Source organism: bacterium, assembly GCA_016708315.1.
Taxonomy (GTDB): domain Bacteria; phylum Zixibacteria; class MSB-5A5; order CAIYYT01; family CAIYYT01; genus JADJGC01.
The window spans coordinates 489010-502172 of the sequence record JADJGC010000002.1; the positions used below are offsets into that span (position 1 = coordinate 489010).

At 50.1% G+C, this 13163-nt stretch carries 11 protein-coding genes; 1 reads left to right on the top strand and 10 read right to left on the bottom strand.

Annotated features, from left to right (window positions below; translation table 11 throughout):
* Window positions 1-174 precede the first annotated feature (174 nt).
* Window positions 175-1638, top strand: coding sequence for an amidophosphoribosyltransferase (locus tag IPH59_02540; protein MBK7090591.1), 1464 nt, complete (start codon window positions 175-177; stop codon window positions 1636-1638).
* Window positions 1639-1731: 93 nt separating this feature from the next.
* Here the strand turns inward: IPH59_02540 and IPH59_02545 are convergent, their stop codons facing one another.
* Genes IPH59_02545 through nuoF form a run of 10 tightly spaced genes read right to left on the bottom strand, consistent with a single transcriptional unit; the run spans window position 1732 to window position 13158 of the window.
* Window positions 1732-3186, bottom strand: a complete 1455-nt coding sequence (locus IPH59_02545; GenBank protein ID MBK7090592.1) for an NADH-quinone oxidoreductase subunit N — start codon at window positions 3184-3186, stop codon at window positions 1732-1734.
* Window positions 3187-3237: 51 nt separating this feature from the next.
* Window positions 3238-3450, bottom strand: a complete 213-nt coding sequence (locus IPH59_02550) for a glutaredoxin family protein (protein ID MBK7090593.1) — start codon at window positions 3448-3450, stop codon at window positions 3238-3240.
* A 2-nt stretch (window positions 3451-3452) separates the two neighbouring features.
* Complete coding sequence (locus IPH59_02555) at window positions 3453-5015, bottom strand: NADH-quinone oxidoreductase subunit M (protein MBK7090594.1); 1563 nt, start codon at window positions 5013-5015, stop codon at window positions 3453-3455.
* A gap of 2 nt (window positions 5016-5017) precedes the next feature.
* Window positions 5018-6946 (bottom strand): NADH-quinone oxidoreductase subunit L, encoded by a 1929-nt coding sequence (gene nuoL, locus IPH59_02560; protein MBK7090595.1) that lies wholly within the window; start codon window positions 6944-6946, stop codon window positions 5018-5020.
* 16 nt (window positions 6947-6962) lie between these two features.
* Window positions 6963-7265, bottom strand: coding sequence for an NADH-quinone oxidoreductase subunit NuoK (gene nuoK, locus IPH59_02565; protein ID MBK7090596.1), 303 nt, complete (start codon window positions 7263-7265; stop codon window positions 6963-6965).
* 1 nt (window position 7266) lies between these two features.
* On the bottom strand, window positions 7267-7767 hold the full coding sequence (locus IPH59_02570) for an NADH-quinone oxidoreductase subunit J (GenBank protein MBK7090597.1): 501 nt from the start codon (window positions 7765-7767) through the stop codon (window positions 7267-7269).
* Between the two features lie 2 nt (window positions 7768-7769).
* Entirely contained in the window at window positions 7770-8279 is a 510-nt protein-coding gene (gene nuoI / locus IPH59_02575; protein ID MBK7090598.1) for an NADH-quinone oxidoreductase subunit NuoI, read from the bottom strand.
* Between the two features lie 10 nt (window positions 8280-8289).
* Window positions 8290-9273, bottom strand: coding sequence for an NADH-quinone oxidoreductase subunit NuoH (gene nuoH / locus IPH59_02580; GenBank protein ID MBK7090599.1), 984 nt, complete (start codon window positions 9271-9273; stop codon window positions 8290-8292).
* Window position 9274: 1 nt separating this feature from the next.
* Window positions 9275-11875, bottom strand: a complete 2601-nt coding sequence (gene nuoG, locus IPH59_02585) for an NADH-quinone oxidoreductase subunit NuoG (GenBank protein MBK7090600.1) — start codon at window positions 11873-11875, stop codon at window positions 9275-9277.
* Window positions 11875-13158: an NADH-quinone oxidoreductase subunit NuoF gene (gene nuoF, locus IPH59_02590; protein ID MBK7090601.1), complete on the bottom strand. Its 1284-nt coding sequence runs from the start codon at window positions 13156-13158 to the stop codon at window positions 11875-11877. Before nuoF ends, nuoG begins: the two co-directional genes overlap by 1 nt.
* Window positions 13159-13163 lie beyond the last annotated feature (5 nt).

Sequence of the window (13163 nt, forward strand, 5' to 3'; positions counted from 1 at the left end):
CGGTTTCACCGGACAGCAAAGCAACTGCGTTTCGGAGGGTGGTTTGTGCATTCTGGTTCACATTACGTGCACAAGTGAATTTTCGGTGTTGGAGAATTGCGGAACGAGTTGCCTTCTAATTTGTTGTTGACAACAGGAGGGGCAGGTGTATTTTAAGCGTCTTTCGGAGCGGTAATGTCGGACGATCTTCGTTGTGAATGTGGTATTTTCGGGATTTTCGGAGCGAACAACGCCGCCGACCTGACTTATTTTGGGCTTTATGCACTACAGCATCGGGGCCAGGAAGCTGCCGGTATTGTCAGTTTCGATGGTGAAATCTGCAACGAAGTCCGCGGCCAAGGGGAAGTTAATCAAGTCTTTAGTCAGCGCGACAAGCTTTCTGAATTGAAGGGTGATCGCGCCATCGGCCACAATCGCTATTCAACGGCCGGTGCCTCAAACATGAGAAATGTCCAGCCACTGGTTATCACTTTCAAGGGCAAGAAGCTAGCAGTCGGGCACAATGGCAATCTAACCAATGATGAGGCGCTAAAACAGAAGCTTGAACAGGGCGGCTCGATATTTCAGACAACTTCGGACACCGAAGTTATCCTTCATCTTATTGCCAAGAGCAAGAAGGCGAAGATTGTTGATGCCATAGCCCATGCACTCAAGAAGGTACACGGTGCTTATTCCCTTGTATTTCTGCACAAGGACGCTCTTATCGCAGCGCGCGACCCGCACGGGTTCCGACCGCTGGCACTCGGCCAGATTGGTGATAAATGGGTCGTGGCTTCGGAAACCTGTTCATTCGATATTATTGGCGCGAAATACATTCGTGATGTTCTGCCCGGCGAGATAGTCGAGATAACCGAAGACGGGCTCAAGTCCTATCTTCCCTTCCGAAAGCACAAGCACGCGATTTGTATATTCGAGTTCATATATTTCGCCCGTCCTGACTCAAAGATTTTTGGAGAGAATGTTGATAAGGTCCGCAGGCGTTTGGGGCGCTACTTGGCGCTGCAGCACCCTGCCGATGCCGATATTGTGATTTCCGTTCCGGATTCGTCGAATACGGCGACGCTTGGGTTCTCCGAGCAATCGAAGATTCCCTTTGAATTTGGCTTGATTCGCAACCACTATGTTGGTCGCACATTTATCGACCCAAAGCAAGAAATCCGCGATCTTGACGTAAAGGTCAAGTTCAATGCCGTGAAAGGCGTTCTAAAGGACAAACGGGTTGTGGTGGTGGATGACTCCATCGTCCGCGGAACGACAATGAAGAAGCTTATCAAGATGATCCGTGATGCCGGCGCCAAGGAGATTCACTTGAGAATTTCATCGCCGCCAATTATTTCGCCGTGCTTCTATGGAATTGACATGCCGACCAAAAAAGAGTTGGTAGCATCAAATATGACGGTTGACGAGATTGGCAAATGGTTGGGTGTTGATTCGATTGGCTACTTGTCTATTGATGCGATGCTCTCGATGCACTCACTGCCGAAAGAGAACTTCTGTGTGGCTTGTTTCTCAGGCAAGTATCCCACAGCTATCGAGAACAAGAATGGCAAGCTCCTGTCAGCCCGTAACGGAAAATCATCTGAGAGTCCGCGTGCCGAATTCGTGAAACGCACCCGCAAAGCAAAGGTGACGGCTTAGTTCGTCACCCTTCTCCCCTATTTCTCCATAATTGCCGGAACGAACGAGTGACTTGGACGCTTGAAGGCGGCTGTTTGCCAGGCCAATGTAGCTTTAGTTCAGCGAGAAGATTGTCAGCCCGTCGAACGGATACCAGCGCTGCGGGTAAATACCAATCGCGAATACGGCGATAACTGCCACCAACAGTGCAATGACAAGGAAGGCTGGCAGTGCCGGAACCACAACGGGTTTCCCTTCCGGATCTGACATGAACATCTTGACGACAATTCGGAGATAGTAGTACACGGATACCAACGAGTTCATCACCGCTATGATAACGATGGCGTAGTGACCATCGACAACCGCCGACTTGAATAAAACGAACTTACCCATGAAACCGGCAGTCGGCGGAAATCCTGCGAGCGAAATCAAAAATACCGTTAACAGAATTGCCAAGAGCGGCTTGGAACGACCAAGCCCTGAGTAGTTGTCAATCGAGGTAACTTCATCATTGGTGCTGCTGGCATCGACCTGGCTGATAATCATGAATGCACCTAGATTGGTTACGGCATAGCAAAGAAGATAGAGAGCCGCCGCTGACGCCGACTCAGCCGTTCCGACCACGAGTGCGATCATAATGTATCCGGCGTGGGCAATTGATGAGAACGCCAGCATGCGTTTGATGTTACTTTGGCGAATCGCCATGATGTTACCGACGGTCATAGTGAGCACCGCTAAGGTCCAGAACAGCGGCTCAAGAACCGGCTGTAAATCCTGGAAGCCAAAACTAAATATCCGCAAAAGCGCTGCGAACGCGGCAGCTTTGGGTCCGGCCGACATAAATCCGGTAACAGGCGCCGGGGCGCCTTCATATGCGTCAGCGGCCCACATGTGGAACGGCACTGCAGCGATCTTGAATCCGAGCCCTACGATCAGAAGCGCTGCGCCGATTAGCAGGAACGTGTCGACACCGCCGCCTTGACGGAAGTGGTTGATGACATCCATTGCTTCGAACGAGCCAGTTGTACCGTAGATAAAGGCAATTCCAAACACTGTGAAGCCGGTGGTAAATGCGCCAAGCAGGAAATACTTGATTGAAGCTTCAGTGGAGCGCAATTGAGTACGGGCAAAGCCTGCGAGAACATAAAGAGCTACGGACATGATTTCCAAGCCAAGGAACATCACAAGCAGATTAGAAGTCGACGCCATCACCATCATGCCGTAAGTCGAGAACAGAATCAGCGGATAGAACTCGCCGTGATTATTGTCTTTCTTTTTCAGGTAATCGATGGACATGAAAATGGTGAGAATAGCGCCAAGAATGAAAATCAGATTGAAGAACTGACTGAAGTCGTCGGCGATGAACATTCCGCCGAAGGTGCTTGCCGAAACGCCAATTTGCTGGGATGCGAAATAGAGAGCGACTATCAGACCGATCCAGCTGAAGTGACCAACGATCTCTTGCTTTTTCTCGGAGATGAATGGCTCAAGCAGCATCGCCAGCAATGCAACGACACATACGCTCAGCGAAGGAGCCAGCAACCACCAATCGACATTTCCGAATTGCATTATTCCTCTACCGTTCTCATTGGCAGCGACAACTGTCGCCGATCAATATCCTCAAGAACCGCCGAATCCAACGGTTACTTTGTCATCTTCTACCATTACAGGGACGCGCTTTGAGCCGCCCTGAAGTCTCTGAGCATCCTCCGAAGCACCGGGCACGTTATGGACGTCAATTTCTTCAAAGTCAACGCCGCGTTTACGGAAATCTTCCTTGGCTGCAGCGCAATATGGACATCCGACCTTGGTATAAATTCGAGCAGTCGTCACTCTTACTGCCCTGCCTTCATGGTTGTGTTAATCACCCATGCCGGGGTTTGATTAGTCTCAAACTCCAGTGCCAGTTTCGTTTTTCTCAGTTGGGCTTGTTCGATTAGATTCGTTACGGAAGGCTCCATCATATTGAGGAATGGCTTGGGATACAAACCAATCCAGAATATCAGCACTACCAGTGGTGTAAGAACGAGCCATTCCCTCTTACTTATATCAACGAGCTTTTGATTCTCAGGGTTTTCCACTTTGCCCCAGACGACGCGTTGAAACATCCACAACATATAAGCGGCGGCAAGGACGATGCCAAAGGTCGCGATCACGGCGTAGGTTATGTTAAACTTGAATGTGCCAAGAAGAATGAGGAATTCACCGACAAATCCGTTCGTGCCGGGAAGCCCAATTGAAGATAACGTGATGATCATGAAGAATGTGGCGTAGATCGGCATGACTTTGAACAAGCCGCCAAAGTCTTCAATCATGCGCGTGTGCCGGCGCTCGTAAATCATACCGACGACAAGGAATAACGCTCCGGTTGAAATACCGTGGTTCAGCATTTGCAGAACCGAACCCTGCACGCCCTGATCGTTAAGTGCTACCATTCCGATCATGACGAAACCCATGTGGGCTACGGACGAAAATGCTACGAGTGATTTGACGTCCTTCTGTACCATGGCTACCAAAGCACCGTAGATGATTCCTATCAACGAAAGGACAGCGATTATTGGAACGTACGAGTCGAAGGCATTTGGAAACATCGGAATGCAATAGCGCAAGAAACCGTAGGTACCCATCTTGAGCAATACACCGGCAAGAATAACTGAGCCGGCCGTTGGCGCCTGTACGTGAGCATCGGGCAACCAAGTATGAAACGGGAATATCGGGACCTTAATCAAGAACGCGAGCGCGAATGCCGCGAAGAGCCACGACTGAGCGGAAGGCGAAATTGCCAAGTTATAGTATTGCGTCAGATCAAAAGAATACACGCCGGTCGCCTGGTAGTTTAGGATCACCAACGCAACGATAGCGACGAGCATGAGTAGTGAGCCAAACATCGTGAACAATACGAACTTGATTGCTGCGTAAATGCGATTGATGCCGCCCCAGATTCCGATCAGGAAGTACATCGGGATTAACATCACTTCCCAGAACAAGTAGAAGAGGAACAGATCCAGCGAAACAAACACGCCCAACATTCCCGTCTCCAGTACGAGGAGTGAGATCATGAATCCTTTGAGCCGGTTTTCGACGGAATTCCATGACGATAGAACGGCAATCGGGGTCAGAATTGTCGTGAGCAATATCAACAGTACACTAATGCCATCGACACCAAGATTGTAGCTGATACCAAGTCCGGGAATCCACGGTGTTTTGACGGCAAATTGCATGGCGGCTGTTGCGCCGTCGAAGTAGAACCATAGATGAAGGGACAAGACAAGAGTGACCAGAGTTGAAGCAATTGTGATCAGCTTGATTGCCTGCTTGTTCTCCTCTTTCAGGAACAATAGGAGAATCGCACCTACAAGTGGGAAGAATGTCACTAATGTCAGAATCATTTGGTCCATAGTCATCTATTCAGCAAAAGGTATCCCAAAACAAAGATCACACCGGTCAGAAAGACGAAGGCGTAACTGCGAATCATACCGGTCTGCAGCTTGCGGAGTGCACCAGAGAATTGCCCTACCAGCCACGCCGAGCCGTTTACAAAACCGTCAATGAGCAAAACATCAAATTTCTTCCACAGCAGCACCGAGAAGCTGACCGTGGGATTTATGAAGACCTTATCGTAAAGCTCGTCGACATAGTACTTGTTGTAAATGAGCTTATGCACTCCGCCGAGACCTTGCTCCATTGCATCAGAGTTTTCTGAACGATTCAGGTAAAGGCGACGGGCGGTCAAGATCGCTACGATCACCAGAGCTACGCTGAGCGCAATCAGTAGGTACTCAGTGCTGTGCGAATGCGCACCAGCATGCTGGATTCCGATCTCCTGACCCTTCGCAAATACGGGATGCAGGAAGTGTTCTAGCCAGGCGCCACCGCCAAGAACAGCGGGCCAACCGATAAAGCCGCCTATGACTGATAGTACACCGAGGATAATCAACGGCGTTGTCATCGAGGCCGGTGATTCGTGCAGATGCTCGGCAGTATGCTTGTCGTAACGCGGTTTGCCATAGAATGTCATGTATATAAGTCTGAACATATAGAACGCAGTCAATCCGGCAGTTATCACACCGACAATCCAGAAAACGGGCGAACCATATGGCGATGAGAATGACATCCACAAGATTTCATCTTTGGATACAAAGCCGGCCAATGGTGGAATTCCAGCGATTGCCAATGTCGCGACCATCATAGTCCAAAACGTTTTGGGGAGCTTGTCTTTGAGGCCACCCATTTTGCGCATATCCTGTTCCCCGCTCATTGCGTGGATGACTGAACCTGCGCCAAGGAACAAAAGAGCTTTGAAGAACGCATGGGTCATCAGGTGGAACACACCGGCACCGAATGCCGCCACACCGCACGCGAGGAACATATATCCGAGCTGACTAACTGTCGAGTACGCGAGTACTCGCTTGATATCGTTTTGGAATAAGCCAATTGTCGCGGCGAAAACGGCGGTAAACAGGCCGATGATTGCCACAACCAGCAAAGTGGTTGGTGCCATGACAAAGAGCACATTGCAACGCGCAACCATGTAAACGCCTGCGGTCACCATCGTTGCGGCATGAATCAGCGCCGAGACTGGTGTGGGACCTTCCATTGCATCGGGGAGCCAGACATACAGTGGAACTTGAGCTGATTTTCCGGTTGCACCTAAAAAGAGCAGCAGAGTAGCAGCAGTGACTATCCCTCCGCCCATTGCGAGCTGCTCTGGCGCCAGGCGCAGGACTTCGGCGAAGTTAACGGAACCGAGGTGCCAGAACAACAGCATGATACCGAGGGCAAATCCGAAGTCGCCGATTCGGTTAACAATGAAAGCTTTCTTTCCGGCGTCGGTCGCCGATTTGCGCTCGTACCAGAATCCAATCAGCAAGTAGGAACAGAGGCCGACGCCTTCCCACCCGACATACATCAACACGAAGTTATTGGCGAGGACGAGGATCAACATCGAACCCGTGAAGAGATTCAGGTATGTGAAGAAGCGCGAGTAATCCTTGTCGTGCGACATGTAGCCGATCGAGTAGACGTGAATCAAGAATCCAACGCCGCTGACGACGAGAATCATTATTGACGAAAGCGGGTCAAGGAGAAATCCGATATCGGCATTGAAACTGCCTGAAGGAATCCAAGAATAGAGAATGAGCTCGAAGCTGCGGCTTTCGACCGGAAGTCCGACAAGCTGAATGACAGAATTAACGGAAAGGAGGAATGCTGCCAATACCGAGCCGCATGCGACAGCATTTACGATCGGCTTGGAGAGCTTGCTGCCGAAGAGTCCATTGATCAGGAAGCCGATCAATGGCATCATCGGAATTAGCCAAATTAGATTCATTCCCTCACTACCTCATCTACCACTTCAGAATATTCACTTCATCGATGTTGGCTGTGTCACGATTGCGAAATAGTGCAATGATGATTGCAAGCCCGACAGCGGCTTCCGCGGCCGCAACGGTCATGATCACAAACACCATTACATGCCCGTCCAAGATACCCATCTCGCGCGAGAAGGCGACCATTGCCAGATTCGCGGCATTTAGCATCAACTCGACCGACATGAAGATGATCATTACATTTCGCGCGATGATCACGCCGATCATACCGATGACAAAAATCACGCCGGCTACTATTAAGAACCATTCAAGTGGAATCATCTTATAGCCTCTTCTTCGCCATCACGACAGCGCCGAGTACAGCAACTATCAATAGAATTGAGGTTAACTCGAACGGATAAAGATACTTCGTAAACAATGACATTCCGACGGCCTGAACCGAACCAAAGTCGGGTCCAACTTGCGCCTGTACTCTATCGAGCATTCGCGATGAAGAGATTGCTACTGTAGTTTCAAACAACAACACTACGGCGAACGCAATTGCCAGCGGTTTGAAACGAAGCTTGATGTCTTTTCCAAAATCTTCACGTCTCAAGTTGAGCAGCATGATCACGAATAGGAACAGAACAAGAATCGCTCCGGCATAGACAATGATCTGGAGCATCGCCAGGAAGGCGGCATTTAACATGATGAACAATATCACCTGCGACACAAATGAGGTGAGAAGATACATCACCGAAGCAATGGGATTGCGCTGGATGATTACCAGAATTGAGGCTGCAATCGACAGCGCTGACGCCATTAAGAAAATTGCCAGTTCCATTCTTAGTGCTGTGGTCTGCCTTCCTCAGATTGCTGCCATGCTACGCGGCGCATTGGTCGCAAGAACTTGACCTCCGACGGCTGGGTTCTTGGCCATTTAACCAGCAAGTCGTCTTTGGTATAGATAAAGTTGTCGCGGTGATCGGACGCGAATTCGTATTCTTTGCCAAGGAAGATAGCCTCTTCAGGACAAGCTTCTTCACAGAACCCGCAGAAAATGCAGCGGAGTTCGTTGATTTCATAAATCTTGGCATAGCGCTCTCCGCGTTCAGTTTCTGCCGGTTCCATATAGATCGCGTCAGCGGGACACGACGCGGCGCAAAGACCGCAACAGACGCAGCGTTCGCTGCCATCATCATAACGTTCGAGAAAATGCAGTCCCCGATAGCGCGGCGCCATCGGCGGTTTGACAAATGGATAGTCTACAGTGACAGGCTTATGGAACATCTGCTTGAAAACGACAAACATTCCCTTTGGTATGGCGATGAAGACTTCCTTTATAATGCGAAACATCGTCTACCTCCTAAAGCAGGACAACTAACGCGGTGATCAGGATGTTAGCAAGCGCAATCGGGATCAAGACAAACCAGCCGAATTTCATAAGCTGGTCATAACGGAAGCGCGGCAACGATCCACGAACCCATATATAGAAAAACATGAATGCAAAACACTTGATTACAAACCAGAGTACCGGCGGGAGAAATGGACCCTGCCATCCACCAAGGAAGACCGTGGTTGCGACTGCTGCGACGGTGACCATGTTTGCGTATTCTCCGACGAAGAACAAACCGAAGCGCATTGAGGAGTATTCGGTGTGGTAACCACCGACAAGCTCAGATTCGGCTTCGGGAAGGTCAAAGGGCGAGCGATTGGTTTCGGCAAATGCACAGATCAAGTATAGAACAAAACCAACAGGCTGTTTGATGATGTACCAGTCAAGAATCGAACTTTGCTGTTCGACAATTTCGACCATGTTGAGAGTACCCGCTAGCATAATTACGCCGATGAATGACATGCCGAGGCCAATCTCGTAAGAGATCATCTGTGCTGACGAGCGGAGTCCGCCAAGCAGAGAGAACTTGCTGTTTGGCGACCAGCCAGCCATGATAATTCCATAAATCCCAAGTGACGTCATCGCGAGGATGAATAGGAGTCCAAGGTTGAAGTCGGAAACAACCAGATTGATCTCGCGGCCAAACAAGGTGATACTACTGCCAAAAGGAATCACTGCCAACGGCAACATCGCAGGAATGAATGCCATCAATGGGGCTAGTAGATACAGTGGCTTATGGGCAGCCGCCGGAATGAAGTCTTCCTTGAAGAGAAGCTTTATCAAATCGGCGATCGGCGTAAGAAGGCCCCTATATCCGGCAGTGTTAGGCCCGATGCGTGACTGCATACGCGCAAGAAAACGGCGTTCGAGATAGGTTGTCCAAGCGCACGTCAGCAACAGCACGTTAAGCACCATGAAGGCCTTGACACCGGTTATGACAGCAAATTCTAACATCTTACATCTTCGTCACTTTGACGTGATCAAACTTTTCCTTCAGCCCCATCAATAGATTAGGGCGCAATTCACGGAAGTTCTCCGGCAAGAAAACTACCTTGCTCGAAAGCTCCAGCAGGACTCGCGCATTGGCAACAACTTTGCCGGACTTGGATTCAACTCTGACGAGGTCGCCATCGGAAATCATGAGTCCCTTAGCATCAGTTTCGCTTATTCCAACAAATGGTTCGCCGGTGAATTTCAGAAGACTCGGATTGCGCTCGGTATCAATTCCACGGTGGTGATCGGCGTTGCCGACAACAAGGAAGAATGGGTACTCGCTATTGCTGGGCATTGCATTGAATGCCACACGATTGAGTCCTGGCTTTGCTTGTTGAGTTGGGCGTGAGACAATTGCGCCTTCGGCACCAAACATCTCATACCTGGCCGGCAAGGAATCGCCAAGCGCTTTATTGAGTTCACGATACACTTCAACTGGTCGTGACTGACCAAAACTTCCACCAAGTCGCTCCGCGAGCATTTCCAATACTTCGCAACCAGGTTTCGAGCCAAACATTGGCTTGACGGTGGACTGCGAATACTGAATGCGCCCTTCCCAGTTGGTACGTGTTCCTTCAGTCTCGGCAAACGTCGACAGCGGCAGAATCACATCGGCGAGTCTTGCGGTGTCGGTCATGAAGCTATCGATTACGACAAGCAATTTGAGCTTTTCCAAGACCGCATCGGCATAATTTCCATCAGGGAATACTCGTACCGGATCGGCATTGTATATGAAACCGCATTCAATTTCATCGTCATTGATGGCTTCGAGAATTCCGATCATGTCTTTTCCAGTGAAATCTGGAATCGGTCCGCGCCATAGGTCTTCAAATTTGGATTTCGAAGAGATTCCTTTCCATCCCGGATAGTGACTCGGGTAAGCTCCAAAAAGCTCTGCTCCGACGGAATTACTGTTTTCCGGAAGTATGGCAATCTTTGCCGCCTTGCAGATACGCTTGAGATTGTCAAGTGCGAGCAGCTCTTCGTCGCGGAATGGGTATCTGTTAAAATCTGACCCGCACAATATTACTACATTGCTCGATTTCAGGAGTGTCTCGGCAACATCGCTGAGTGCTGCCTCGCTGATTCCCGATACCGAAGCGGCCTTCGCAAGCAGGATATCAGGATGGCTCTGCTTGAACTCACTGACATTCTGATCAGTTAATCCTGAGGTCGCCTTGTCGAATCGCGCAGAACTTAGAGCGGCATCGACAATTCCGGTCAGAGCCGCGACGCCAGTGCCAGGTTTGTGCACCAAATTTGCGGCACCAGTGCGCGCACCCATATGGGTCAGGCGCGAGTTGATGATGATTACTTTCGCGTCACGGTAACGAACACCGCGCTTCACGCGAAGGGCGGTTATCGGATTCTCTGAATGCAGGTCGCTGGCATAAATGACGAAAGTGTCAGCGGCGTCGATGTCCTTAAAGCCAACTTGATCTGAAGCGACTCCCCGCTCAGTCACTTCCTCACCAAAGGAAAGCCGACGCTTGCGGTTAATGCGGCTATCGATATGGTTTGTGCCAATGACGCGGCGTAACAATCTTTGGAATGAGTAGATTTCTTCATTAGTGGACGTTTCGCCAATCAATCCAAAGAATGCATTTCCAGAGAGTTTGGATTTGAGTTCACTGACCTGAGTCTTTATCAGACTAAGTGCTTCTTCCCATGTCGACTCTACAAGCTCGCCGTTCTTCTTGATCATCGGCTGTTTCAACCGGTCGCTGCTGCTGACATATTGGTAGCCATAGCGTCCGATATCACAAATAAATCCGCGATCGATGCTTTCATTCGGTCTGGACGTAGCTCGGAAAATCTTGTTGTGGAATGTCCAATGGGTCAGGTTACAACCGTCAGGACAGTGTGTGCAGACGGTCTTCGCCTGCCTGGTTAGCCATACGCGGACCTTGTAGCGCCAGTCGTCGTTTGTTAACGCACCGACCGGGCAATATTCGACGACATTGCCAGAGTAGAGGTTGCGTATCTCGCGATTTGGCGGAGGAAGAATCTCAGTGTGATATCCGCGTTGGTATGCGCCGAGATCATCCTCGAAACAAGCCTCATCAACGATTCGCGTGCAACGATAGCAGTGAATACAGCGATTCTGATTTCGGATGATTTCCGGGCCAATCTGAAGGTCATCAAAGGTTGATTTTTCGTCAACGATAGTGCGGTGCTTCGGTTCCTGTAGTCGACTATAGTCCAAGCCGTACTTGAACGTCACATTCTGGAGATCGCATTCTCCGCCCTTGTCGCACGTGGGACAATCCAGCGGATGATGAGCCAAGATGAACTCAAGGACGCCCTGACGGGCTTTCACGACCTTTGGCGATTCAGTCAATACGACCATGCCGTCGGCGGCTGGAGTCGCGCAGGCCACCTGCAACTTGGGGAATTTCTCGATTTCAACCAGGCAAATACGACAGGCTCCGACCGGAACCAATTGGGGATGCCAGCAGAACACAGGAATATCGATACCGGCGGCCAAGGCGGCCTGAAGCACCGTTTGTCCTTTGACCGCGGGAACCACCGTTCCGTTTACTGTTATGTTAAAATCACCCATTATCTCAACCTAAAATCTGACTTAACCAGGCACTTCTTGTGCTCGATGTGATATTCATACTCATTACGGAATTGCTTGATTGTCGAAATCACCGGCGTTGCAGCGGCGTCACCAAGTGCGCAGATCGTGTTGCCTTCAATGTTCTTTGCCAGATCCAGAAGTGTATCAAGGTCTTCTTTCTTGCCGAGTCCGTGCTCGATGCGATGAAGGATCTCATACAACCAGCCTGTTCCCTGTCGGCAAGGAGTGCATTTGCCACACGATTCATGCATATAAAAATGTGCCAAAATCTCAGCAACCCAGACCATGCAGGTGTCTTCGTTCATGACAATGACAGCTCCGGAACCCAACATTGATCCAGCCGCTTGTACAGATTCAAAATCCAATGGAGTGTCAAGTTGGTCAGGCATTAGGACTGGAACGGATGAACCACCCGGAATCACGCACTTGAGTTTCTTGTCATCGAGCATTCCGCCAGCATAATCATAAATCAGCGTGCGCAATGGCGTGCCCAGTTCGAGTTCGTAGTTGCCGGGTTTCTTTACATGACCAGAGACTGAGAAGATACGTGTGCCCTTGGACTTTTCGGTACCCATCGAAGCATACCACTGTCCGCCGTTCATGACGATTCGCGGTAGATTGGCAACCGTTTCTACATTATTAACTACGGTCGGGCAAGCATACAGTCCCGATACCGCCGGGAATGGCGGCTTAATGCGCGAGAGTCCCTTTTCGCCTTCGAGCGAAGACAACAATGCGGTTTCCTCTCCGCAAATGTAGGCACCACCACCACGATGGAGAATCATCTCTAAGTCGTAGTCGGTGCCGAGAATATTCTTGCCAAGGAAGCCCTTTTTATAGGCTTCATCAATTGCCTTCTCAATTCGGCGCATCGAAAGATCGTACTCGCCTCTTATATAGAAGAATGATGTATGGCAGTCGATTGCGAAAGCCGCGATCATAACACCTTCGATGACGCTATGAGGATCGCACTCCATCAATACACGATCTTTGCAGGTGCCGGGTTCTGATTCGTCGGCGTTACAGCACAGGTATTTCGGTTTAGGCGATGCGACAGGAACGAAGCTCCATTTGAGTCCAGTCGGGAATCCTGCGCCGCCGCGACCGCGAAGGCCGGAATCTTTGACAACCTGGACGACCTCTTCACGCTTCATGCTCTTTAGGACTTTTTCCCAAGCCTTGTAGGCGCCAAGTTCAATAGCCCGGTCGATATTGTGTAACTGCGGGTCGGTTATGTGCTCAAAGAGAACGTGCTTCTGCATAGTCT